The sequence below is a fragment of the Tenacibaculum sp. SSH1-16 genome (assembly GCF_040104435.1).
GTDB lineage: Bacteria > Bacteroidota > Bacteroidia > Flavobacteriales > Flavobacteriaceae > Polaribacter > Polaribacter mesophilus.
This window is the reverse complement of sequence record NZ_JBECOV010000001.1, coordinates 459,015-483,105: the sequence shown is the minus strand read 5'-3', so window position 1 is coordinate 483,105 and position 24,091 is coordinate 459,015. Positions and strand designations below refer to the sequence as shown.

The following is a 24,091-nucleotide window of genomic DNA, read 5'->3' as shown; positions in this document are numbered from 1 at the left end:
TTTGTTAAAAGGGGTAATTAATACCTATATTTAGCACAGAGTTAGAGAAATTGAAGTTTTGGAACCACTTATTATTAATTAAATATGGTTCATGTGCTTTGAATCCTAAATCCAATCTTGCAATTAAAAATTTAAAGTCGTAACGAAGCCCGAAACCAGCACCAACAGCCATATCTTTTAACGATTTAAAACCATTAAATTTAGCTGGATCATCAACAAATTCTGTGTTGGTTATATCCCAAATGTTTCCTGCATCAATAAATAAAGCAGACTTTAAAGAACCAAAAACGTTAAAACGGTATTCAAAGCTAGTTAAAAATTTTAAGCTACCAATGTTGTATTCAAGAAGAGGTGCTCTAGTACCAGGACCCAAATCGTAGGTTCTCCATGCACGTATGTCGTTAGAACCTCCTGCAAAATAACTACGAGAAAAAGGAACGCCAGAATTATCATAAGTAAAAATAGCTCCAAGAAAAGTTCTGTGCGCTAAAACATTGTTATCACCTAAATCCCAATATTTTTTATACTCAATATCTGTTTTAAAATATTGAGCAATAGGAATTTTAAAAACAGTTTTTTGTCCAGAACTATTGGTCTTATTTGATAAAAGTCCCATAATATTTCCTGAGTTAGCAACTCTAAACTTAAAAAAAGAAAAGCTAGCATCTTTAATACTTTCTTGATTATTATAGGTATAACTATAGGCAATTTCTGGAATTAAAAAGTCGGATGTTACAATATTATATCTGTTAGCAAGGTTTAAGACGTTTTGAAACTCAATTGGGTTTGATGCTGCAAAATTAGCATCGGTAAGAACGCCTGAAATGAAATTAATTATTTCACCTGAGTTACTAGGGGTATTGTCTGGAAACGTATATGAAGGATCATAAATTTCAGCGACTTCAGATAATTTTCGATATTCAGAATTATATATAGAAAAATAATTATCAACATTTAGATTTCTAATATATTGAGTATTTAATAGTTCTAATTGAATGGATTTTCTTTTGTTATAGTCCCATTTGTAATCTATACCAATAGATATATTTTGTTTATCCAATCCTATGTTTTTTTGAATTCCTATTCCTGAGTAAAACTTAGTTCTAGGAAACATTCTTTTTGGAACCAATTTATGCAATCCGAAAGGAGCCATAAATCGAGGAACTTCTAGTGAAATATCCGAACCAATTTCCCAACCGGGTCCATTATTGGAGTTAAAATAAGAACCAAAAGTAGAGAGTTTAAAAAGCTCAGCACCTTTAAATGTATTTCTATTAGTTAATGAAAACTTTAAAGAAACATCAAAGTTACGAATGTTGGAACGTGATAATTCTGTTTCAAAACCTAAAGTGTATTTTTCTATAGGGGTTAAATATACATTGGCTTCCAGTTCGTTTTCGCTTAATTCATTATATCGAATAGAGGTTGCTTTGAAGTTTTTTAACCCTCTTAAATGTGTACGTGTTAAATTTCTTAGTGAGTCACTATAAACGGTATTTGGTTTTATGAATAAAGATTGAGATAAGTACTTAGGATTGTATTTTAGTTTTCGAAGTGCGTAAAAATTAATTCCATTATAACTTACACTGTCTTTATGCTTAGAGTTTCTAGTGCTATAATTATAGTCGGTATAAACGTTTACTTTTCTTAATTTCTGAATTTGAAAAGGAATAGTTTTATCAGAAATATTGATATCTACATCGGTTTTTTCATAATTTTTTAAAGTGTCATTTTCAAAGGAGATATAATTTTCATTAAATTGATATATTCCTTTATTCCTAAAAAGTTTTACAAGTCGATTCGCTTCCTTTATAAAGTTGTCATTCTTATAATGATCTCCAGGTTTTAGATAGCTTTTCTTTTTTGTAAGTTGATATAAAGAATCAAGAACTGGAGATGTAATAAAAGTTTTAATACTATCTAAATAAGAAGGATTCCCTTTGGTAATATGGTAGCTAATTTCTCCTTTTTTCTTACCAATAGTATCTTTTTTAGAGAAAACTTTAGCTCTAAAATATCCTTCAGTTTGAAAGTAAGCTTTTAAGTTATCTACAGTTTTATCTGTTTTTTTATCGTCAATAATAATTGGGGGTTCCCCACTAGTTAAAAACCAATTATTAAAACCAATAAGTGTTTTAGCTACAGCTATACTTTGCTTTTCTGAAAATACATCTTTGTAAAAATTATAGGTTTTTGGATTTTTTTTAGCCCATTCACTAGGTGTTTTTGGAGCTTCGGGATTTCCTAAATTATAAAAATGTAATGATAATGGTATACCCAAAGCCTTAGCGTTAGGGCGTTGTAATAATAATTCAGCAATATTATCACTAGAGTTTTTTACACTATCAATATATACTGTGTTTTTAGCTAGTAATAACTCATTTTTTTTAACATATTTAATTGTGCTACATGAGCTGAATAAGCCTACTAATAAAAAGAAGAAAGAAAGTTTTTTCATTAACTTTACGCCTCGTATTAAGAATCAAAAATACTATTTTTTAGTGGTTTTAGAGTGTTAAAAATAATTTAATGAATTTATCTAAAAACAACATAAAGTTAATAACTAGTTTACAGCAAAAAAAGTATAGACAAAAGCATCAATTATTTGTAGGAGAAGGTGTAAAGGTGGTTAATGAATTACTAGCGTCTTCTTTGGTAGTAGAACAATTATATACTACAGAAGAGTCATTTATTTCTTCAAAAAATGTAGAGGTTATTTTGATTTCTGAAAACGAGTTAAAAAAGATTAGTACTTTAAAAACACCAAACAAAGTTTTAGGAATTTTTAAAATTCCAAACAAAAAAGAGGTTAATAAGGGCAATTTTATAGTTGCTTTAGATGGTATTAATGACCCAGGAAATCTAGGAACAATTATTCGTTTGTGTGATTGGTTTGGGATTTCTGAGTTGGTATGTTCTAAAAATACGGTTGATTGTTATAATCAAAAAGTGGTACAGTCTACCATGGGATCGTTAACTAGAGTTCAGGTTTCATATGTTGATTTGCCTAAGTTTTTAAAGAGTACTCCATTGCCTGTTTATACAGCAGATATGCATGGTGATAATGTTTATACTACTCCATTACCTCAAAAAGCAGTTTTAGTAATGGGAAATGAGGCAAATGGAATTTCTCTTGAAGTTGCTGATATTGTAAAAAACACTGTAACCATCCCAAGGTTTGGCGATTTACAAAAAACGGAGAGTTTAAATGTTGCCACTGCTACAGCTATATTATTAAGTGAGTTTAAAAGAAACTTGATTTAATATGATTGATTAGCTAATGCTTTATTTTTCTTAGAGAAAGCTTCCAATTCTTTTTTGTAAGGAGTGTAAGTGCTTTGAGCAAAAGTTGAAAGATAATTTGTAATTTCTATAGGTTTTATTGGTTGGATGTTCTCTTTTTTATGTAGCTCTGGATAACATGATATAAAGAACTTTTGTATGTGAGCAATAAGCTTAATTAAATCATTACAGTAAACAGAAGGGTTATTGAAACCATTTTTTTTGCTATAACGATGAACCAATCTACCTCCTTTACAAATTTCATTTAATGGACATTCTAAGCATTGTGTACAAAGCTTTGTGTTAAAATCATTAAAATATAATTTACCTAAAGAGGTATGTTGTATGTCTTGAAAATTGTTCTTTTTAATATTAAGACCTGTTTTAGTAAAACCGTGACCGCAAGCTTTAAGAGAATCAATAGCCTCGATTTCTCCATTTGTTTCGATAACCAAAACGGTTGATTCGTTTTTTGCTTTTTCATTAACTCTCATTAGAGAGTTTAACAAGCCTAAAAATAATGGGATTTTAAATCGCTTTGTATCTTTAATCCAAATATCAAATAAATTAATTAACCAATCGGCCATTAAGGTTTTGTCTTTATCGAAGGGAAAATTGTCATGTGTGTAATCAGGAATTAAAAAGTTTACATAACTAACATTCATTTTTTTAAAACTATCGTAAATTTCTTTTGGGCTTTCTTCAATATTAATAACACAAGCTATGTCAGCAAAATTCATTTCATTTTTTAATAACTTGACACTTTCAAAAACTGTGTCGTAGCTGCCATTTCCTTTATGGTCTACTCTATACATATCGTGTGCCTTTTTAGTTCCGTCAACGCTTACACTAGGGTAAATGTTCAAGCTTTTGAATAACTGTATCCAACTTTTATCTAAAAGAACACCGTTTGTTTGCAAGTCAAAAGAAAAAGATACATCGGTTAATTCTTGTTGTATTTTGTGCACTTTATTTATAAAATTAATATAAAAATCTTTAGAAGCGAGTAGAGGTTCGCCTCCATGGAAAATAAAGGAAAAATCTTTTTTATTATACTTTTTTATATAATTTTTAGTCTTTTCAATAATATTATCAACAACTTCTGAAGACATGAATTTAGGTTGGTTTTTATAGGTAGTGTCTCCAAGATTATACATAAAACAGTATGAACAATTAAGATTACATCTACTAGCAATTTTTATAGCTAAAGAATTAAAATTCATAATTAGAAAAGGTGTTGGTTAAAACAAGGAAACTATACAGTGTACAATTTCCTTGAGAAGATTTTAAAATTCTGTGTTATAATCTGAAGTGCTCTTTTTCAGCTTCAACTTCTATTAATTTCACACATTTTTGTAGCTTGTTACTCCAAACTAATCCGTCAGGACATACTCTTCCTCCTCCACTAGTAGGGTAATAAATTTCTTCTTCCACATAAATAGCTCCTCCTTTAATAAGGTCTAGATTGTCAGCTTGTAAGTTTGTGAACTTTTCTAATCCCTTTGGTAAAAAAAATGTTTTCTTCATAATTATTAATTTTAAGTTAATTGCTTACTCTATTTCTTTTTAAGTTTAAAAGATTACATTTTCAGCTACCTGTAAATCATTAAACTAATAGAAGTTAATAGGCTTGTTTTTAAACAAGTTTCTTAAATGAATTGCAACAAATATTAATGATTTGAGATGAAAAAGTAAGGTGATTAGGTGACTATTTATAAAAAATGGATGCATAATTTAAAAATTATAACACCCTTTTAGAGGGGTAATTAACTTGTTTCTGAAGAGAAGAGATTTGAGAGTAAGATTTCTGTTTGAAGCTAGATTTTTATTTTTTAGGATAGCGAATACGCTATAAAGATATAGATTGATAAAAGAAAACCTCTTTGTTTTTACTAAAAAACAAAGAGGTTGTTATTGTAGGCTTAAATTCTTTAAAACTTAAAATAATCCATTTATTTGAGCATCTATTCTATCGATAATAAAACCTAAGTCTTCTTGGTTATCAACAAAATCTAAATTATCAACATCTATAATTAATAATTTACCTTTATTGTATTGACTAATCCAAGCTTCATAGCGTTCATTTAACCTACTTAAATAATCAATACTGATAGAGTTTTCATATTCTCTACCACGTTTATGAATTTGACCTACGAGTGTAGAAATATCTGCACGTAAATAAATTAATAAATCAGGAGGGGTTACTAAGTTTTCCATTAATTCAAATAATGAAGAATAGTTACTATAATCTCTATTGGTCATAAGCCCCATTGCATGTAGGTTTGGAGCAAAAATATGAGCATCTTCATAAATAGTTCTATCTTGAATTATTTTTTTACCAGATTTACGAAGTTCTAAAACTTGACGAAAACGGCTATTTAAAAAGTATACTTGCAAATTAAAAGACCAACGCTCCATTTCTCCATAAAAATCATCTAAGTATGGATTTTCATCAACCGATTCAAAATGAGCTTCCCAATCGTAGTGTTTTGCTAATAATTTAGTTAAAGTGGTTTTTCCCGCGCCTATGTTTCCGGCAATTGCTACGTGCATAATTGTTTGTGTAAAAATGTTTTTAATATTGCTGGCACAGCCAGATTAGGGGGTGGTAAAATTACATAAAAAAAGGAATTAAGAAACAAGTTTAATAAATGAATATTAGATAAAAATAAAAAGCAAGCCAATTAGCTTGCTTTTTACTTTTCTGACATAGTTTATAACCTACTTAACAACTATTTTTCTTGTCACTTGTTTACCCGCATTTTCAACTTGTAATAAATAAAGTCCGCTTGCAGCTTTGGTTAATTGTATTTCTTCATTAAACTGACTAGAAATAGTTGAAAATTTTTGTGTTTCAAGTAATCTTCCCCTAAAATCAAAAAGTCTAATAATTGTTGATTTTTTATCTTTTACAGTGAATTTAAATTTTTCAAAAGCTTTTCCAGAATCTATTGGGATTGGACCTATCTCTAAGTCATCAAATAAAGTGTTATCGGTAGCAAAACTCTCTTCAACGGTAATAGTATAGTCTTCTACCTCACCATTAAAATTTAATCCACAAGAATTAGGGTTACTATTTACTTTTGTAGAAATTCTCATAGTTGTAGAACCTAATAAAGCATCTTCAGGAACGATAATAGAAAGAGTATTAGAAGTTAAGTCATAAGTTTCATTAGCATCAAATGCACAGTTTTGGTTCCAGTCTATCCAAGCAAATGTGTTTGTATTACTGTTTCCTGCTGTATTGATAGTGGTTGTTAAATCATAAGTTTCTCCTCTAACTACTTGGGTTGTTACTGATTTAAAATCAGAGTACCCATTTGCTTTATCAGAATTATTGTTGATACCATTAAAAGTAACATTAGTAATACTTAATTGAGACTCAGTGTTACCTGAAGAATTACAAAGGCTGTTGTTTACGTTTAAAAGGATATTTACTGACTTAGCCATTGAACCTGATGCTGCAGTAACAGTAATTGTGTAATCTCCTGTATCTACTACTACTACTTCTTCTTCTTCTTCTTCGGCGGTTAAATTACTTATTGTTAAGGTAAATTTTCCACTAGCATTCATACTAGTAGGGGTTAATGTTATAGTAGAATTAGTTGGTGCTCCTGAATAAGAAAGGTTAACAGTTTCATTAAACCCATACAAAGCTGTATAATCAAAATCAAAGGTTACTTCATTTGTAGCTTGTTTACATACAGATAGGTCTCCTGTACTATTAGAAATAGAAAAAGTAGGTTCTAAAACTGTAATAGTATAATCTTCAACTTCACCATTAAAGCCCAAGTTACAAGAATTTGGGTCAGCGTCTGACCTTGTAGAAACTCTCATAATAGTTTCTCCTGTTGGGATGCCTTCAGGAACCGTGATTAAAATAGCGCTAGTAGAGGTTAAGTCGTAAGTTTCATTAGTATCAAAAACACAATTTTGGTTCCAGTCAACCCAAGCAAATGTTTTTACATTATCATTTCCAGCTGTATTAATAGTAGTTGTTAAGTTATAGTTGTTACCCCTAACTACCTCAGTGTTTTGACTAGTGAAGTTAGAATAACCAGTTGTTTTAGTAGAGTTATTGTTAATACTATTAAAGGTAACATTCGTAATGCTCAATTGCGATGCAATATTTCCAGAAGAATTACAAAGATTGTCATTTACGTTTAAAAGTATATCAACAGATTTAGTTATTGAACCTGACGTAGCTGTAACAGTAATTGTATAATCTCCTTTTGAAATATTTGTAAGGTTAGTTACGGTTAAGGTAAACTTACCGCTACTACTTATTGAAGAATTACTTAACGTAACAGTAGAGTTAGCAGGAGCTCCTGAGTAAGACAAATTTACTGTTTCATTAAATCCGTATAAAGCATTGTAGTCAAAATCAAAAACAAGCTCATTTGTAGCTATATTACATACAGATAAATCTCCTGTATTATTAGCTATTGAATACGTTGGAGCTGTAGGGAAAATGGTTAAATTGCTATTGTTTATGTTATAAAAAATATTATCTGAAGCTTCTACTAATATTCGTGCATTTGTAGTAGGGGTATCAGGTATAATAATATCTTCTGAACCGTCATTCGGTGTATTGTTTTTTAGAATGATAGGGTAAGTAAGGCCTCCATCTGTTGAAAGTTTTATGTTTACATTAGCACAGTTAATAGGTGATTGGTCTGTAGTTCCTTTATTCCATATAATGGTTTGGGTAGAACCAACTCCCCAAGATACGGCAGAATTAGGACTTGTTACAATAAAAGCCTCTGCATCTGTTACAGTTACTTTTATATCATCTCTAGCTGAGCTACCTCCACCTGCGTGATTATCTCTTACAGTTAAAGCAAAATCTAATTCTCTAGCCACAGAAGGAAGAACTTCCCATGTGGTAGAAGTATTACCACTTAATACGGTAGATAGTGCAGGCATGTATCTATCAGCTGATGAAGAAGGAAGTAATGATCTGAACATAGGACCTCCTGTATTTGTAGATAATGGAGACATGGTTGCTACTTCATTATCAATTTGTTCCCAAGTATAAGATAAAGATTCTGTTCCATCAACATCTGTAGCGGTTCCTTTTAAAACAAATGGTGTCGATTTAGGAATACTAACATTATTTCCCGCATTAGCTGTAGGAGCAGTATTACCTGTGTTTGAAGTGCTGGCACAATTCCCTGAACCTTGAATGTGATTCCACATTTGAGCAATGCTAACCGCATGAAAATAGTCATCACTTACATTTTGTACATTTGGACCGCAAATACCAGCATATCCCATAATTGTTGAACCACTACCTGGTTCAACAGCAGTACTAGAGCTTCTATTCCCCTCACATGAATTATTAAATGTATGAGTAGCTCCGAATTGGTGTCCAATTTCATGAGCAACATAATCTATATCGTAAGTATCTCCTATAGGTCGGCTTCTTCCTGTAACTCCTTGAGCCTTATAGTTTGTAGCACAAACAGAGTTTAGCTGAGCTAGTCCTCCTGCTCCAGTACTAAACGTATGTCCAATATCATAATTAGCATCACCAATAATTTCATCACATTTTTCTTGACTTTCATCAATCAAGGTTCTGGCACTATCATTTGTTAAGCCATCTGTATCAGCATCTAAAAAGATTAAAGCATCATTATTGTCCACGATAACCATTCTTACAGCTAAATCTCTTTCATAAACCTCATTAACACGAGTAATTGTAGTATTCATAGCAGATAGTACAGCTGCTTTTTTTTCTGCATCACTAGCTGTAGATGGTACTCTTTGGTTGTTTATGTGAAACTGAGCATATTCACCTGTACAAGCAATGGCCATTCTATAGGTTCTTAAATTGCCATCATCAGCATTTCTTCGTTGATGTGGTGATATGTTATTTTTTTGTACAGTGTCTTCTACCTTACACGAAAATTCATCTTTGCTTGGAGGTAGACTACTTTTCTTATAAACAATATATTCTTTATAGTCTTTGGTGTATGGATTTATGTAGGAAGTACCTTCATTTGCTGAAGAAATAATTACGTGAACTCCATCTTTTCCAATACTTATCTTAGCCGAAGAAGAAGGATTGTCAATTCCTTGAGCTGAAAAAGATTTAATCATAGGGTATTTTTCAGCTAGGGAAGGAGCTAAATAAGAAGTTTCTTTTATAGAAAATCTTTCTAGTTGTCCGTTAGCATTAGGAAGCTGGATAATTTTTGAATTAGGTGTATTTTTAGATAATGAGCTAGGCAATGTACTTTTAAAGCCTTCTAAGTTTAAACTCATTAAAATGTATTCTTTAGGTAAAGTGTTATTTGTATTAAAAATTTCTTTCTTTTGTTGAGTAATGGCGTCTTTATGACTCCTTGTCCATAGTTGTTGTGAAAACAAGCTAGCTATTGATAAATAGAAAGCAAATAAAAAAGGAAGGGTACTTTTTTTAAACATGATTTTTGTTATTGATATACGTTTAGTTTATAACAGTAAAACTCTAAATTTCCCTACCTTTGTAGGGTAGTTTAGCGCCACAATTTATGAATAAAAAAATAAGAATTAGTGATCTAGGAAGAAAAGATTACAAGGAAACATGGGATTATCAAACGAATCTTTTAGATGAAATAGTATCATTAAAAAGAGAAAGAAGAAATGGAGATAGTGAAATAGAAACTCCTAATTACTTTTTGTTTGTAGAGCACTCGCATGTGTACACCTTAGGAAAATCAGGAGATATGAAAAATCTTTTGTTGAATGAAGAAAAATTAAAAGAGAAAGAAGCAACTTTTTATAAGATTAATAGAGGAGGGGATATAACTTATCATGGACCAGGACAAATTGTTGGTTATCCAATTTTAGATTTAGAAAATTTTTTTACAGACATCCATAAATATTTACGTTTGTTGGAGGAGTCAATCATTTTAACAATAGCAGAGTATGGGTTGGAAGGAGAAAGAAGTGAAGGAGAAACAGGTGTATGGCTTGGAGTAGGTACGCCGTTTGCTAGAAAAATTTGTGCCATGGGAATTAGAGCCAGTAGATGGGTAACTATGCACGGATTTGCTTTAAATGTGAATGCTAATTTAGGTTATTTTGATAATATTATTCCTTGTGGAATACGTGGAAAAGCTGTTACTTCAATGGAGGTTGAATTAGGTAGAAAGGTCTCAGAAGAAGAGGTAAAAGAGAAAATTATAAAACATTTTAAAGAACTGTTTGAAGTGGAAGAGTTTATAAAAGCATAAAAAAAGGTTGACAATCGTCAACCTTTTTTTATGCTTTAGAACTAAAATTTATTTTTTAGCTTTGATTTCAAAAGAAATTTCCATTAAATCATTGATGAATTTGTCTTTTAAAGCAGCGTCAATTTTTTTAGACTTGTAAGTAACACCAAAGTCAGTTCTGTCAATACTAAAAGTATCACTTTTAAAAGTTACCATATCATCAGCTTCTGTAATAGTAGCTGGTATAGTAACACTTTTAGTAACGTCTCTAAGAGTTAAGTTTCCTGTAACGTGTACCTTTCCGTCTTTTACTTCAGAGGTAGCTACTTGAAATTTAGCAGTAGGGAATTTTTCAACATCAAAGAAATCAGCATTTTTTAAGTGTCCCTCTAAATCTTCTTTACCGTCTCCAGCTTTTAAATCTTCACAAGAAATAGTAGTCATGTCAATAATGAACTCACCAGATTTTACGTTTCCGTTTTCGATTTCTAACGTTCCTTTACTTAAACTTACGACACCATTATGAGAACCAGTAGGTTTGCTACCTTTCCAAGCAACAGAAGATTCAGCGATGTTAGCCTTATAAGTATTAATAACATTCTCTGTTTTTGCAACTTCTTTAATTTCGTCACTAACAGTAGTCTTGTTTTTATCTGTTTTACAAGAAACAGCTCCAATTGCAACAAATGCAATAGCTAAAATTGTTTTTTTCATTTTTGTGTTTTTAATAATGATACTTAATCAGATACAAATATAATTAAAAATAATTCCCATGGAAATTATTTTTTATCTTTGGAATCAATAATGATAGTTATAGGTCCATCATTTAGCAACTCTACCTTCATATCCGCACCAAACTGACCTGTTTGTACTTTTTTACCTAAATCAATCTCAATTTGTTGAACAAACTTTTCATATAAAGGAATAGCAACATCAGGTTTGGCAGCTTTAATATAACTAGGACGATTTCCTTTTTTGGTAGAAGCGTGTAAAGTAAATTGACTTACTATAATGGCATCTCCATTTATATCTTTAATCGATTTATTCATAACACCTTCTTCGTCATTAAAAATACGAAGGTTTGTTATTTTGTTTGAGAGCCATTTAATATCATCAGGTGTATCTTCAGTAACAATTCCAAGTAAAATTAAAAGCCCCTGTTGTATTTTAGCTACTCTTTCACCTTCAATAGTAACGCTAGCTTTTGAAACACGTTGAATGACAATTTTCATTTTATATAAATTGTTGAATTTTTAAATATTTGAATGTTTTGAACCTTAGTGGAGATTAGACTAAAAAATTATATTACTCCCAAATGTCGGTTCTGTAGTGTTCTTCTTCGCCTTCTAAAATTTGTAGATAACTTTTATAACGAGACCAAGCTATTTCTTCATTTTCTAAGGCTTCTTTAACTGCGCACTGTGGTTCGTTAATATGAATGCAATTGTTGAATTTGCAGTTTTGTTTTAAAGCAAAAAACTCAGGAAAATAATCGCCTAATTCATCTTTGTCCATATCAACTACTCCAAAACCTTTAATTCCGGGAGTGTCAATAATACGAGCATTAAAACTTAAATCGAACATTTCAGCAAACGTAGTAGTGTGTTGTCCTTGTTTGTGTTGTTCAGAAATTTCCTTCGTTTTTAAGTCTAAAGATGGTTCAATAGCGTTAACTAAGGTTGTTTTTCCAACTCCTGAATGACCTGCAAACATACTTACTTTGTCTGTCATCATCTCTTTTATTTTATCAATATTGATGTTTTTAGTCGCGGAAACTTCAATGCATTCGTAACCGATGGCTTCATAAATATCTTTTAAATACAAAATTTCGGCACGCTGCTCAATTTCGTAAGAATCAATTTTATTGAAAACTAATATAGTTTTAATTGAATAGGCTTCGGAAGTAACTAAAAAGCGATCAATGAAAGTAGTAAATGTAGGAGGGTTGTCAATAGTAATCAATAAAAACACCTGATCAATATTAGAAGCAATAACATGAGTTTGTTTTGAAAGATTAACAGACTTGCGAACGATATAGTTTTCTCGTTCGTGAATATTAGTAATCAATCCTGTTTCTTCATCATTTTTAGTTTCTAACGAAAAATCAACAATATCACCTACAGAGATGGGATTGGTACTTTTAATTCCTTTGATACGAAACTTTCCTTTAATGCGACACTTATATAGCTCGTCTTCAGATTTTACCCAATACCAACTTCCTGTAGATTTATAAACCGTTCCTATCATAAAACAAAGATGAGAATAAATTAGAAAACTCAATGTAAAAATCCCGCTTTTGCGGGATTTAATATTTAGTTGTTGATAATTTTTTCTTGATGATTAATACTTTCTTGATGTATTGCTTTGAACATTTTAAGTACAAACTCTTCACTTAAACCACGTTCATCACCTTCTAAAATCATTTTGCCTAGTATCTCATTCCACCGTTTAGTTTGTAAAATAGCGACGTTTTTCTCTTTTTTTAACTGACCAATTGAGTCTGCTATTTTCATACGCTTTCCTAACATTTCAATGAGTTGATGATCTACTACGTCAATTTGAGTACGTAGCGTATTTAAAGCATTTCTGTACTCAGTTTCTGTATCCGTGGCTTTTCTAACTTTTAAATCAATCATCATTTGGATTAATGATTTAGGAGTAATTTGCTGAGCTGCATCGCTCCATGCATTATCTGGATCGTAATGAGTTTCAACCATTAAACCATCAAAGTTTAAATCTAAGGCAGTTTGACAAACATCGAAAATAATATCACGACGACCAGCGATGTGTGACGGATCACAAATCAGTGGTAAATCAGGGAAACGGTTTTGCAATTCAATAGGAATTTGCCATTCAGGGTTGTTACGGTACCTTGTTTTTTCATAAGTAGAGAATCCTCTATGGATAACCCCTAGTTTTTTAATATTTTTAGCGTACAAGCGTTCTATGGCACCTAACCACAATGGTAAATCGGGGTTTACAGGGTTTTTTACTAAAACAATTTTATCTGTACCCTCTAAAGCATCTGCTATTTCTTGAACAATAAAAGGACTTACGGTAGTGCGAGCACCAATCCATAAGATGTCTACGTCGTGCTCAATTGCAAGTTTTACGTGATCTTTGTTGGCTACTTCAGTAGCAATTAACATTCCTGTTTCTTGCTTTGCTTTTTGTAACCATTTTAGCCCTAAAGCACCCACACCTTCAAAATTACCTGGTCTTGTACGAGGTTTCCAAATTCCAGCTCTTAAAACAGTAGCATCTGTATCTTTTAATTCGTGTGCAATTTGTAGTACTTGTTCTTCTGTTTCGGCGCTACAAGGTCCTGCAATTACTAGTGGATGCCCTAACCCGAAAGCATCTAACCATTTTTTTAACTCTTTTGTATTCTCCATTTTTGATATTCTTATTGTTGAGGTATTCCCTCTAAAATTCCATTTAATATTTGTTTTATATGATTGGTGTTTTCCATTTCTATATAGATTTCTGGAAAATCGTTGTTTTCTAATAAAGTTTTGAATTGTTGTAAGTTATGAATATATTCATTCAGAGACTCAATAACATTTTCTTTATTTTGCTCAAAAATAGGTGTCCACATTGCTGGTGAGCTTTTTGCTAAACGCACAGTAGAAGCAAATCCACTACCAGCCATATCAAAAATATCACGCTCGTTTTTCTCTTTTTCAATAACTGTTTTACCTAACATGAAAGAGCTGATATGTGATAAATGTGATACATAGGCTATATGCTTATCGTGCGATTTTGGATCCATGTATCGAATACGCATTCCTAATTTTGAAAATATATCTAATGCTTTTTCCTGTAATTTGAAAGCTGTTTTTTCTACCTCACAAATAATATTAGTTTTATTTCTAAATAAATTTGTCAATGCTGCATTTGGTCCTGAAAACTCAGTTCCAGCAATAGGGTGTGTTGCTAAAAAATTTCTTCTTTTCGGATGGTTTTTAACGGCATCACAAATTAGTTCTTTAGTCGAACCTACATCGAAAACCAAACAAGTATCAGAGATATTATCCAATGTTTTCAAAATAATCTCTCGTGAAACATCAACAGGAATAGCAATAATGACTATATCTGCATTTTTCAACTCTGAAAAAGTTGCTTTTTGATGGATAATCCTTTTCTCTAAAGCAAGGTCTCCATGCTCTTCGTTGGAATCTATTCCGTAGATAGTAGCATTTTTAAATCCTAGCTGAATATCTAAGGCAAAACTTCCGCCGATTAATCCTAGTCCTATGATAAATACGTTCATTATATTCTGTTGATTGCTTCGTTAATTTTTTCTTCTGGAACGCATAATGAGAAACGAATATAGCCTTCTCCTTGATTACCAAAAATGGTTCCTGGAGCAGCGAAGATGTGTTTATTATATAGTAAATCATCAATCATTTCTTCAGATGTTTTTCCATCAGGAAGTTTGCACCAAACAAACATTCCAGATGCGTTTTTATCGTAGGTACATCCTAATTTTTCTGCTAACTCAAATACTAGTTTTTGCCTTTTTTTATAGGTGTTGTTTAGCTGAGTAAACCAATCTTTGTCTAACTCTAATGCTTTAGTGGCTCCTTTCTGAATTCCATAAAACATACCTGAATCCATTTGAGTTTTTACTTTTAAAATTTCAGTTAAAAATTCAGGTTTACCTAATAACATTCCAACACGCCATCCAGCCATGTTAAAAGATTTACTTACTGAGTTTAATTCTAAAGCAACATCTTTTGCGCCTTCAATTTGTAAAATACTTTGAGGGTGTTCATTCAATATAAAGCTATACGGATTGTCATTTACAACAACTATGTTATGTTTTTTTCCAAAGTCAATCAACTTTTGAAAAGTTTCTTTGGTAGCATCAGCACCTGTTGGCATGTGTGGATAATTTACCCACATCAACTTTATTTTTGAAGTATCGAGTTTTTCCAAAGCTTCAAAGTTAGGTTGCCAGTTAGTTGCTTCTTCTAACTCGTAAAAAATAGGTTCTCCTCCTAATAAATTGGTCACAGAACTATAGGTCGGGTATCCTGGATTAGGAATTAATACCTGATCTCCTTCGTTTAAAAAAGTTAATGAAATATGCATAATTCCTTCTTTACTTCCCATTAAAGGTAGTACTTCGTTAGCAGGATTAATGCTAACTTGATAGTTATTCTGATAAAAATTTGAAACAGCTTGTCTAAATTCAGGTAACCCTTGATAGCTCTGATAACTATGGGCTCCAGTATCTTGTAAACTATTTTGAATAGCTTCTAATACAGATGCTGGAGGTTGTAAATCAGGACTACCAATTCCAATGTTTATAATTGGTTTTCCTTCTGAAATTAACTGACGTACTTCTTTTAATTTTTTTGAGAAGTAGTACTCTTGTACGGTTTGTAGTCTGTTAGCAAACTGTATCATAATCTACCGTTTTTATATTCACCTAATATTTTAAATTCTTCTGCCATAATTTGTATGATAGCTTTTGCTTTTTCGTAATCTTCATATTTTTCAAAAGTTACATCTACGAAAAAAGAGTACTTCCAAGGTGTTTCAATTTTGGGTAACGATTGTATTTTAGTAAGGTTTAATTTACAGTCACTCATTACATTTAGTACTGTAGCTAAACTTCCTCTTTTGTGATTTAGTTCAAATTTTAATGAAGCTTTATTGATTTCACTTTTACCATTTTTTGGAAGACTTCTTTGAAGAAATACAAATCGAGTTGCGTTATTTTTAATCGTTTGAATTTCATCTTCAATAACAGATAAATTAAAAATATCAGCAGCCATTTTTGGTGCAATTGCTGCAACTCCTTTTAATTGTTGATCGGCTATTCTTTTTGCAACAGCAGAGGTGTCAACATCTTCAACTAACTTGATGTGCTTATGTTGTTTGAAAAAATCTTTACATTGTAGTAATGCCATCGGATGCGAACAAACCTCAGTAATGTCTTCAATTCGTTGGTCAGGTAACGCCATTAAATGATGATGTATAGACAAGTAATACTCACCAGAAATATGCAAATTGTACTTGTCAATTAGGGCATAGTTGGGTATGATTGAGCCTGCTATGGTGTTTTCTAAAGCCATAATTGCTTGCTCACTTCTTGAATTAATAAGGCTATCAACCAATACGTCAAAAGATAAGCACTCGTGTAAGTCGATGTTTTCTCCGTAGTAGTTGTTTGCAACAATATGGTGGTTGCTTCCTTGTATTCCTTGAATGGCTATTTTTTTCATTTTACATCAAAAAAAAAAGCCTCGATAAATTCGAGACTTTGATTGGGTATATATTTTTTGTTAGGTTAACAATATGATACAAAGTCTCGTCTCTTACTAAAAAAGTAAAAGTAAAAATAGAAACCTTGCCATACGTTTTGTAACATCATTGTATTTGTGTTCTTTGTACGGAACAAATCTTAGAAATAAATTTAACTAAACCAAATTTTTTTTAAAAAAAGTGTAAAAAAGAAAAAAGCTTCTCATTTTGAGAAGCTTTTTGCGGTCTGGACGGGACTCGAACCCGCGACCCCATGCGTGACAGGCATGTATTCTAACCAGCTGAACTACCAGACCGTTGCTTTAAGCAATATGTTATATGTTTTAGAGAAACTTTAGCGGTCTGGACGGGACTCGAACCCGCGACCCCATGCGTGACAGGCATGTATTCTAACCAGCTGAACTACCAGACCGTTGCTCTAAGCGGATGCAAATATATAACCTTTTTTTAAATAAAAAAGAGTTATTTATAAAAAATTCTGTCTAGTGATAAGATAAGCTATAAGTACTTTATCATAACCTTCACTAATATCTACAGGAATGTAATCTATTTTGTATTGTAAGCATTTGTTTTTTAGGTTCTTGAAAAAAAAGGAGCTCAATTCTTGATATTTTTGCTGTACATTTTCGGCGTATAAATTTATTTCTTCTCCAGTTTCAATATCTACAAATTTTTTTGGTGAGTTGTCAAAATCAAACAAAAATTCTGTTTTTTTATCATATGTATGAAACAACACTACTTCATGTTTATTAAATTTTAGATGCCTTAAAGCATTAAAAAGTTCTTCTTCATTCTTTGAAGTTTGAAACATATCGGTAAATAAGAAAATTAAAGACCTTCTATGAATCTTCTCTGCTATTTCATGTAAGTGTTGATAGGTTTTTGTATTTGAAGTAGAATTAGATGATAATAAATGCTCTAATTGATGTAATAACATTTTACGATGACGTTCACTACCTTTTTCTGGAGCATAGTATTCATAAGTGTCAGAGTAAATACTTAAACCAACAGCATCACGTTGTCGCTTTAAGATATCCATTAAAGAGGCAGCTGCTACTGCAGAGAAACCAATCTTATTTAAATCATTTATTGATTCATTATTGCTTGGAGGATAATGCATCGACGCAGAATTATCAATGATTATATGACACCTAAGATTCGTTTCTTCTTCGTACTTTTTAGTGTACAATTTTTCAGTTTTGGCAAATAGCTTCCAATCTATATGTCGAGTACTTTCTCCTTTGTTGTAGAGTTTGTGTTCAGAAAATTCAACTGAAAATCCGTGAAATGGACTTTTATGCATTCCTGTAATAAAACCTTCTACCACTTGTTTAGCAAGTAGCTCAAGGTTGTTAATTTTTGAAGCAGTACTGTTTAAATCAATCATAGATTACCGAAAATAAGAAAAGGTTTGGCGATAGCCAAACCTTTTTTATAATATCAAATAATATCTTTACTTATAAAGCAGCATCAATTTTATCTGTATATGCTTTTTTTGGAGCAGCACCAACTTGTTTGTCTACAACTTCTCCGTTTTTGAAGATTAATACAGTTGGTATGTTTCTTACACCATACTTAGCGGCAAATTCTTGGTTTGCATCTACATCTACTTTTCCAACTACAGCTTTACCATCGTATTCATTACTAATTTCATCAACGATAGGAGATACCATTCTACAAGGTCCACACCAAGCTGCCCAAAAATCTACTAATACTGGTTTGTCAGATTTTAATACTACTTCTTCGAAAGAAGCATCTGTAATTTCTAATGCCATTTTATTTATGTTTTATCTAAAGTTATTTTCTTATTTATTTACGTACAAATGTAAACAAATATTTTACCAATACAATTTTACAAAAATTACTTTTTATTATCATAATATCAATACTTTCTATTTATTTACGTGTAAGTTTGTTTTTGTGTATGTAAAATAATCTATAACTTTGTCAAATATATTTTGAGGAAAAATTTGACTGATTGCAACCTCATTGAACAATGATTCAAAATAAAAATGCTAAAGCAGTAATTTCTACTCCTTTTAGCGACTTAGCAATTCAGATTTTTTCTTTTAGTTAAATTTTTAAAAAAAGTATTTATGTCATATTTTTTTACTTCAGAAAGTGTTTCTGAAGGACATCCAGATAAAGTAGCAGATCAAATATCTGATGCTCTAATAGATAATTTTTTAGCTTTTGATTCAAATTCAAAAGTAGCATGTGAAACATTAGTAACAACTGGTCAAGTAGTATTAGCAGGAGAAGTTAAGTCTTCTACTTACTTAGATGTTCAAAAAATTGCTCGTGAGGTAATTAATAAAATTGGATATACCAAAGGTGAGTATATGTTTGACGGTAATTCTTGTGGAGTGTTGTCAGCAATTCATGAACAGTCAGATGATATTAACCGTGGAGTAGATAGAGCTTCAAAAGAAGAGCAAGGAGCAGGTGATCAAGGAATGATGTTTGGTTATGCTACAAACGAAACTGAGCATTATATGCCGTTAGCGTTAGATTTATCACATATAATTTTAAAGGAATTAGCAGCAATCCGTAGAGAGAATAAGGAAATTACTTATTTACGCCCAGATGCTAAAAGTCAGGTAACTATTGAGTATTCTGACGATAACGTACCACAGCGTATTGAAGCAATTGTTGTATCTACACAACATGATGATTTTGCTGATGATGAAACAATGTTAGCTAAAATTAGAAAAGATATTGTTGAGATTTTAATTCCTAGAGTAAAAGCACAATTAACCCCAGAAATTCAAGCGCTATTTAATGATGATATTAAATATCATATTAATCCAACAGGAAAGTTTGTAATTGGTGGACCTCATGGAGATACAGGGTTAACAGGCCGTAAGATTATTGTTGATACTTATGGAGGAAAAGGAGCGCATGGTGGTGGAGCATTTTCTGGAAAAGATCCAAGTAAAGTAGATCGCTCTGCAGCGTATGCAACACGTCATATAGCTAAGAATTTAGTAGCTGCTGGAGTGGCTGATGAGGTTTTAGTACAAGTATCGTATGCTATTGGAGTAGTAGAACCGATGGGTATTTTTGTAGATACTTACGGAACTTCAAAAGTGGATTTAACTGATGGAGAAATTGCTCAAAAAGTTTCTGAAATTTTTGATATGCGTCCACACGCTATTGAAGATCGTTTAAAGTTACGTAATCCAATGTATAGTGAAACAGCAGCTTACGGGCATATGGGAAGAAAAAATGAAGTAGTTTCTAAAACATTTACACAACCTAATGGAGAAAGTAAAACAATGGAAGTTGAATTGTTTACTTGGGAAAAATTAGATTATGTGTCTAAAGTAAAAGAGAGTTTCAGTTTGTAATAAACGAAATAAAAACATAGTGAAAAATACCTGTAATTTTATTGCAGGTATTTTTTTATACAGCTATTTTTGTATGAAATTTAAAAACAATATAAACCGAACTTGTTTTTTATATTTTTCAAATTGCTAAAAATTGCTGTTCTCTTCTTTTACTCATTTCTATTAATTGTCTTAAAGATTTTATGTAGGGGGAAATACTTAGTTTTTGCTTGAACAATAAAAATGAGTTCATTAAAAATCACAAAAAATGAAAAAATTAAAGTATGTTTTTGCTATTGGATTAGGAGTAGCATTATTAACCTCATGTAGTAGCTCTGCTTCAGACGATTTTGATGAAGTTAACGGAGAAGCTAAAAAGAAAAGATTAAAAACTGTTGCAGCGACAAATCAAGAAAATGAAACAATTACTACACAGTTTATGTATAATGCTGAAAAAGAATTGGTAAGTGTTTCTGGAACAAATGGAACAGACGCTACTTTAATAAACTATAGCAATGACGGGAGTACTATTAAGGTGACAGAAGACAGCGATCTTTCAGAAAGCCTTTCAATAGAAGAGTTGTATCAATCACCATATAATATTTATGAAACAGGAATGGCATTAGAATATGATTCTAACAAAAATCCTAGTAAAGTTTTATTCCAAGTTGAGGTTTATGATTGGGAAACTGAAATGAATGTTGTTGAAAATTATACAGCAGAAATATTTTATGACAATAAGCCAAATATGTATTTTTCTACTTTAGAATCTGCAGGAGTTATAGAAGTATTAGATGGAGTTGATGTTAGTTTTGGGGCGAATCCTCAAGCTTCAGAAGTAATTAAAGCTAGAAGATTATTGCCATTAAATAACGTAACGAAGATTATCTATAAAGACGGAGGTGATAACGTTATAGGTACTTTAACTGTAGATTATACTTATGATTCGGATGGGTACCCTTTAATAGGAAAAGGAGTAGCTGTTGCTGGTGAAGAATCAATTGCTATAAATACTACTTATAGTTACGAATAAACTAGATTATAATAAAAAAAGCCTCGACATTGTCGAGGCTTTTTTTGATTTTATTTCACTTGAAATACAAAAGGTATTCTAGCTTGAATTCCTTTTAGGTTTTTCATTTTTTGAATGTTATGGTATAATTGGTAATTTTCATCACCTAAAGTTTCTTTAAGTATTTCTTCTTTTGAAGCTTTCATAAATGGAGAGAATTTTAGAGCTTCTTTTAAGTCAGTTTTGTAATTAGGGTAATTACGAACTCTAAAATTTTGAACTTCTGCTAATTCAGCGGCAACTTTAATGGCGTCATTTAATCCTCCTAATTGATCTACTAAGCCATTTTCAATAGCTTCTTTACCAGTCCAAACTCTACCTTGTGCAATTTCGTTTACTTGCTCAAAAGTCATGTTACGCCCTGCAGAAACACGGTTAACAAAAGTAGTGTAGATTTGTTCAACACCTTCTTTAGTTACATCGTAGAATTTCTGGTTCATTGGCTCAAAAACACTATAAGAAGCGCTGTTGTTAGTAGATACTTGTTCTGCATTGATACCAATATTATCGGTAAATTGATTAAAGTTAGGAATGGCTCCAAAAACTCCAATAGATCCTGTAATTGTAGTAGGTTCTGCAATAATTTTGTTAGCATTACAAGCAATATAGTAACCTCCAGAAGCTGCATAGTTACCCATAGAAACTACTAAAGGTTTTTCTTTTTTTGTTAATTCTAGTTCACGCCAAATTAATTCAGAGGCTAAAGCACTACCTCCAGGTGAATTTACGCGAAGTACGATAGCTTTTACATTATCATCTTTTCGGGCTTTTCTGATAGCTTTGTTTATAATTCCTTGTCCTATATAGTCTTCGCTTCCTTCTCCATACACAATATCACCTTGTGCATAAATCACGGCGATTTTATCTTTAGCAGTAGAAGAAATTCTTCCTTTTCCAGAGTTTATGTAGTCTTCAATAGAAATAGTATTTACTTTCTTATCAGAACCCATAGCTAACTTCTTTTCGTATTCATCTTCGTAAATAGAAGCATCTATTAAATTATTTTCTTTTGCTACAGTAATATTTCTTCCATTAGAATTATCAGCAATAAGGTTTAGTTTTTCAATAGAAATGTTTCTACTCTTACTAATGTCATCTGTGATTTCTGACCAAATTGATTTTAAAAATGAAGTGGTTTGTTCGCGGTTAGCTTCGCTCATTTCATTTTCCAAGAAAGGTTCAACTGCACTTTTATATTTTCCGTGACGAATAACCTCCATTTTAATACCATATTTGTCTTCAAAGTCTTTGAAATATAAAATTTCGGTAGATAAACCTCTAAAGTCAATAGCTCCTACTGGGTTTAAGAATAAACTGTCAGCAACAGAGCTTAGGTAGTAATTTTTTTGAGTATAAATGTCATTATATGCATATACAAACTTACCACTTTCTTTAAACTCTTCAATTTTGTTTCGTATGGCTTGTGTTTGGGCAATACCAGCATTAACAAAAGGTGTTTTAATACTTATTCCTTTTATTTTATCATCAGTTTTTGCATTTTCAATAGCGTTGATAATTTTGTTTAAAGCCAATTTTTCATCTGTTAGTTCTAGAGCTTCAGCAATAGGATTGTCTTCTTTTGGAGCATAATCTTTAATAGGGGTTGATAAGTCTAATTCTAAAACTGAGTTTGATTTTACAACAATTTTTTCTTCAGCTCCTACAATAGCAGCTATAGCAAAAAAGAATACAAACAGTAAAAATAGGGCAATGAAAAAGCCTAGAATAGAGGCGAGTAAATTTCTTAAAAACTTCATGTTGTATGGTTAATTTTTTTGAGCAAATATACAGTTTTTCGAAAGACGTCTTTTACTAAGGTTTTACTAGTTCCAGCGATTTATTCCTACCCCCAAGTTCATGCGGTATTTTCGTTGAGCGAACTCAAAATAATTAAAAAGTTTATAATTTACTTCATAGCCATAATCAACGTGTGGACTATAATCAATTACATTTTCATAAATGTTTGAATTAAATTGTAAAGGATTCCTAGCTCGATAATTCCATGTGTTTACATACAAACGGTTTTTATTTTCGAGGTATTGTTGTGAATAAAACCCTTCGGGTTTAGCAATGCTGTTTAAATAGGTAGTAAAACCAGGGTCTATAATTATAATTTCATATTCTAAACTATCATTAGCAATAACAACTGGTTCCTCTTTAGGAGTGTTAGAAGTATTTTTTATAGGCGAGGAACTGCAAGCCCATATCATAATTCCAATAATGCTAAGAAAAAGAATGCGTTGTAAGGTTTTCATAATCAGTATGATTTATAATTATAAAGTTGCAAAAATTATTCCATTTTTCATTGATTTTTAATTTGTTTAACAGTAATTTTCAGCATTAAATAATAGAAAATGAAGAAAAGATGTTTTTGGGTTAGTGATGACCCACTATATATTGAGTATCACGATAATGAATGGGGAGTGCCTGTATATGATGACGATAAGCTGTTTGAGTTTTTAATATTAGAAACTTTTCAAGCAGGTTTAAGTTGGATTACAGTTTTAAAGAAAAGAGAAAACTTTAGAAAAGCGTTTGATAATTTCGACTACAAAAAAATAGCAAAATACTCTGAAGATAAATATGAAGAGTTGCTTCAAGATAATGGAATTATAAGAAATAAGTTGAAGATAAAAGCTACTATAACCAATGCTCAGGCTTTTATGAAAGTACAAGAAGAGTTTGGTGCGTTTTCAAAATACATTTGGGATTTTACTAATGGGAAGCCAATAGTAAATAAGTTTGAAAAGAAAGAAGAAGTACCAGCTACCACAGCGCTTTCTGATGTGATTTCAAAAGATTTAAAAAAGCGTGGATTTAAGTTTGTTGGGTCCACAGTAATTTACGCACACATGCAGGCGACAGGAATGGTAAACGACCATACAACGGACTGTTTTAGATACCATGAAGTTTAAATTTTGTAATTTTAGCCT

The 24,091-nt window shown here is 31.4% G+C and carries 21 protein-coding genes and 2 tRNA genes; 5 read left to right on the top strand and 18 right to left on the bottom strand.

What is annotated here, in order from left to right; translation table 11 throughout:
• Positions 1-4: 4 nt before the first annotated feature.
• Complete coding sequence (locus tag ABMY20_RS02315; protein WP_349264540.1) at positions 5-2,458, bottom strand: BamA/TamA family outer membrane protein; 2,454 nt, start codon at positions 2,456-2,458, stop codon at positions 5-7.
• A 71-nt stretch (positions 2,459-2,529) separates the two neighbouring features.
• Between ABMY20_RS02315 and ABMY20_RS02310 the strand changes: the two genes are divergently transcribed.
• Positions 2,530-3,264: an RNA methyltransferase gene (locus tag ABMY20_RS02310; RefSeq protein WP_349264539.1), complete on the top strand. Its 735-nt coding sequence runs from the start codon at positions 2,530-2,532 to the stop codon at positions 3,262-3,264.
• On the opposite strand, the gene ABMY20_RS02305 is transcribed toward ABMY20_RS02310, so the two are convergent.
• From ABMY20_RS02305 to ABMY20_RS02290, 4 genes are all read right to left on the bottom strand, one after another.
• Positions 3,261-4,505, bottom strand: coding sequence for a radical SAM protein (locus ABMY20_RS02305; RefSeq protein ID WP_349264538.1), 1,245 nt, complete (start codon positions 4,503-4,505; stop codon positions 3,261-3,263). The two genes, ABMY20_RS02310 and ABMY20_RS02305, sit on opposite strands and share 4 nt — an antisense overlap.
• A gap of 76 nt (positions 4,506-4,581) precedes the next feature.
• Positions 4,582-4,809 carry a hypothetical protein gene (locus ABMY20_RS02300; protein WP_047788604.1) on the bottom strand — a complete coding sequence of 76 codons (228 nt, stop codon included), beginning with the start codon at positions 4,807-4,809 and terminating at the stop codon, positions 4,582-4,584.
• Positions 4,810-5,220: 411 nt separating this feature from the next.
• Positions 5,221-5,835 carry a deoxynucleoside kinase gene (locus ABMY20_RS02295; RefSeq protein WP_047788603.1) on the bottom strand — a complete coding sequence of 205 codons (615 nt, stop codon included), beginning with the start codon at positions 5,833-5,835 and terminating at the stop codon, positions 5,221-5,223.
• 168 nt (positions 5,836-6,003) lie between these two features.
• Positions 6,004-9,711: a reprolysin-like metallopeptidase gene (locus tag ABMY20_RS02290; RefSeq protein WP_349264537.1), complete on the bottom strand. Its 3,708-nt coding sequence runs from the start codon at positions 9,709-9,711 to the stop codon at positions 6,004-6,006.
• Between the two features lie 86 nt (positions 9,712-9,797).
• Between ABMY20_RS02290 and lipB the strand changes: the two genes are divergently transcribed.
• A complete protein-coding gene (gene lipB, locus ABMY20_RS02285; protein WP_349264536.1) occupies positions 9,798-10,502 on the top strand; it encodes a lipoyl(octanoyl) transferase LipB in 705 nt (234 codons plus the stop codon).
• 48 nt (positions 10,503-10,550) lie between these two features.
• Here lipB and ABMY20_RS02280 read toward each other — a convergent pair whose 3' ends face one another.
• The 11 genes from ABMY20_RS02280 to trxA all read right to left on the bottom strand — a co-directional run bounded on the left by ABMY20_RS02280 (position 10,551) and on the right by trxA (position 18,532).
• The gene (locus ABMY20_RS02280; RefSeq protein WP_349264535.1) at positions 10,551-11,195 is read right to left on the bottom strand and encodes a YceI family protein; all 645 of its coding nucleotides are present in this window, start codon (positions 11,193-11,195) and stop codon (positions 10,551-10,553) included.
• Between the two features lie 65 nt (positions 11,196-11,260).
• Positions 11,261-11,713, bottom strand: a complete 453-nt coding sequence (gene dtd, locus ABMY20_RS02275; protein ID WP_349264534.1) for a D-aminoacyl-tRNA deacylase — start codon at positions 11,711-11,713, stop codon at positions 11,261-11,263.
• A gap of 73 nt (positions 11,714-11,786) precedes the next feature.
• Complete coding sequence (gene rsgA / locus ABMY20_RS02270) at positions 11,787-12,728, bottom strand: ribosome small subunit-dependent GTPase A (RefSeq protein WP_349264533.1); 942 nt, start codon at positions 12,726-12,728, stop codon at positions 11,787-11,789.
• 65 nt (positions 12,729-12,793) lie between these two features.
• Positions 12,794-13,876, bottom strand: a complete 1,083-nt coding sequence (locus tag ABMY20_RS02265; protein ID WP_047788598.1) for a bifunctional 3-deoxy-7-phosphoheptulonate synthase/chorismate mutase type II — start codon at positions 13,874-13,876, stop codon at positions 12,794-12,796.
• A gap of 11 nt (positions 13,877-13,887) precedes the next feature.
• On the bottom strand, positions 13,888-14,754 hold the full coding sequence (locus tag ABMY20_RS02260; protein ID WP_349264532.1) for a prephenate dehydrogenase: 867 nt from the start codon (positions 14,752-14,754) through the stop codon (positions 13,888-13,890).
• Entirely contained in the window at positions 14,754-15,896 is a 1,143-nt protein-coding gene (locus ABMY20_RS02255) for an aminotransferase class I/II-fold pyridoxal phosphate-dependent enzyme (RefSeq protein WP_349264531.1), read from the bottom strand. Before ABMY20_RS02255 ends, ABMY20_RS02260 begins: the two co-directional genes overlap by 1 nt.
• Positions 15,893-16,717: a prephenate dehydratase gene (locus ABMY20_RS02250; protein WP_349264530.1), complete on the bottom strand. Its 825-nt coding sequence runs from the start codon at positions 16,715-16,717 to the stop codon at positions 15,893-15,895. Before ABMY20_RS02250 ends, ABMY20_RS02255 begins: the two co-directional genes overlap by 4 nt.
• 262 nt (positions 16,718-16,979) lie before the next feature.
• Positions 16,980-17,053 (bottom strand) — tRNA-Asp (locus ABMY20_RS02245).
• Positions 17,054-17,095: 42 nt separating this feature from the next.
• Positions 17,096-17,169, bottom strand: a tRNA-Asp gene (locus ABMY20_RS02240).
• 54 nt (positions 17,170-17,223) lie between these two features.
• A complete protein-coding gene (locus ABMY20_RS02235; RefSeq protein WP_349264529.1) occupies positions 17,224-18,144 on the bottom strand; it encodes a DUF58 domain-containing protein in 921 nt (306 codons plus the stop codon).
• A gap of 70 nt (positions 18,145-18,214) precedes the next feature.
• The gene (gene trxA, locus ABMY20_RS02230; RefSeq protein WP_028892415.1) at positions 18,215-18,532 is read right to left on the bottom strand and encodes a thioredoxin; all 318 of its coding nucleotides are present in this window, start codon (positions 18,530-18,532) and stop codon (positions 18,215-18,217) included.
• A 321-nt stretch (positions 18,533-18,853) separates the two neighbouring features.
• Between trxA and metK the strand changes: the two genes are divergently transcribed.
• Both metK and ABMY20_RS02220 read left to right on the top strand, forming a co-directional pair.
• On the top strand, positions 18,854-20,107 hold the full coding sequence (gene metK / locus ABMY20_RS02225; protein WP_047788593.1) for a methionine adenosyltransferase: 1,254 nt from the start codon (positions 18,854-18,856) through the stop codon (positions 20,105-20,107).
• Between the two features lie 247 nt (positions 20,108-20,354).
• A complete protein-coding gene (locus tag ABMY20_RS02220; RefSeq protein WP_349264528.1) occupies positions 20,355-21,119 on the top strand; it encodes a hypothetical protein in 765 nt (254 codons plus the stop codon).
• Between the two features lie 50 nt (positions 21,120-21,169).
• On the opposite strand, the gene sppA is transcribed toward ABMY20_RS02220, so the two are convergent.
• A complete protein-coding gene (gene sppA / locus ABMY20_RS02215; protein ID WP_349264527.1) occupies positions 21,170-22,915 on the bottom strand; it encodes a signal peptide peptidase SppA in 1,746 nt (581 codons plus the stop codon).
• Positions 22,916-22,981: 66 nt separating this feature from the next.
• The gene (locus tag ABMY20_RS02210; RefSeq protein WP_159493313.1) at positions 22,982-23,413 is read right to left on the bottom strand and encodes a DUF6146 family protein; all 432 of its coding nucleotides are present in this window, start codon (positions 23,411-23,413) and stop codon (positions 22,982-22,984) included.
• 99 nt (positions 23,414-23,512) lie between these two features.
• On the opposite strand from ABMY20_RS02210, the gene ABMY20_RS02205 reads away from it, so the two are divergent.
• The gene (locus ABMY20_RS02205) at positions 23,513-24,073 is read left to right on the top strand and encodes a DNA-3-methyladenine glycosylase I (protein ID WP_349264526.1); all 561 of its coding nucleotides are present in this window, start codon (positions 23,513-23,515) and stop codon (positions 24,071-24,073) included.
• Positions 24,074-24,091: the final 18 nt, after the last annotated feature.

Bases quoted from the DNA above. Each gene is read 5' to 3' on its own strand.
- ABMY20_RS02315 (WP_349264540.1), bottom strand. From the start codon at position 2,458: ATGAAAAAACTTTCTTTCTTCTTTTTATTAGTAGGCTTATTCAGCTCA.
- ABMY20_RS02310 (WP_349264539.1), top strand. From the start codon at position 2,530: ATGAATTTATCTAAAAACAACATAAAGTTAATAACTAGTTTACAGCAA.
- ABMY20_RS02305 (WP_349264538.1), bottom strand. From the start codon at position 4,505: ATGAATTTTAATTCTTTAGCTATAAAAATTGCTAGTAGATGTAATCTT.
- ABMY20_RS02300 (WP_047788604.1), bottom strand. From the start codon at position 4,809: ATGAAGAAAACATTTTTTTTACCAAAGGGATTAGAAAAGTTCACAAAC.
- ABMY20_RS02295 (WP_047788603.1), bottom strand. From the start codon at position 5,835: ATGCACGTAGCAATTGCCGGAAACATAGGCGCGGGAAAAACCACTTTA.
- ABMY20_RS02290 (WP_349264537.1), bottom strand. From the start codon at position 9,711: ATGTTTAAAAAAAGTACCCTTCCTTTTTTATTTGCTTTCTATTTATCA.
- lipB (WP_349264536.1), top strand. From the start codon at position 9,798: ATGAATAAAAAAATAAGAATTAGTGATCTAGGAAGAAAAGATTACAAG.
- ABMY20_RS02280 (WP_349264535.1), bottom strand. From the start codon at position 11,195: ATGAAAAAAACAATTTTAGCTATTGCATTTGTTGCAATTGGAGCTGTT.
- dtd (WP_349264534.1), bottom strand. From the start codon at position 11,713: ATGAAAATTGTCATTCAACGTGTTTCAAAAGCTAGCGTTACTATTGAA.
- rsgA (WP_349264533.1), bottom strand. From the start codon at position 12,728: ATGATAGGAACGGTTTATAAATCTACAGGAAGTTGGTATTGGGTAAAA.
- ABMY20_RS02265 (WP_047788598.1), bottom strand. From the start codon at position 13,876: ATGGAGAATACAAAAGAGTTAAAAAAATGGTTAGATGCTTTCGGGTTA.
- ABMY20_RS02260 (WP_349264532.1), bottom strand. From the start codon at position 14,754: ATGAACGTATTTATCATAGGACTAGGATTAATCGGCGGAAGTTTTGCC.
- ABMY20_RS02255 (WP_349264531.1), bottom strand. From the start codon at position 15,896: ATGATACAGTTTGCTAACAGACTACAAACCGTACAAGAGTACTACTTC.
- ABMY20_RS02250 (WP_349264530.1), bottom strand. From the start codon at position 16,717: ATGAAAAAAATAGCCATTCAAGGAATACAAGGAAGCAACCACCATATT.
- ABMY20_RS02235 (WP_349264529.1), bottom strand. From the start codon at position 18,144: ATGATTGATTTAAACAGTACTGCTTCAAAAATTAACAACCTTGAGCTA.
- trxA (WP_028892415.1), bottom strand. From the start codon at position 18,532: ATGGCATTAGAAATTACAGATGCTTCTTTCGAAGAAGTAGTATTAAAA.
- metK (WP_047788593.1), top strand. From the start codon at position 18,854: ATGTCATATTTTTTTACTTCAGAAAGTGTTTCTGAAGGACATCCAGAT.
- ABMY20_RS02220 (WP_349264528.1), top strand. From the start codon at position 20,355: ATGAAAAAATTAAAGTATGTTTTTGCTATTGGATTAGGAGTAGCATTA.
- sppA (WP_349264527.1), bottom strand. From the start codon at position 22,915: ATGAAGTTTTTAAGAAATTTACTCGCCTCTATTCTAGGCTTTTTCATT.
- ABMY20_RS02210 (WP_159493313.1), bottom strand. From the start codon at position 23,413: ATGAAAACCTTACAACGCATTCTTTTTCTTAGCATTATTGGAATTATG.
- ABMY20_RS02205 (WP_349264526.1), top strand. From the start codon at position 23,513: ATGAAGAAAAGATGTTTTTGGGTTAGTGATGACCCACTATATATTGAG.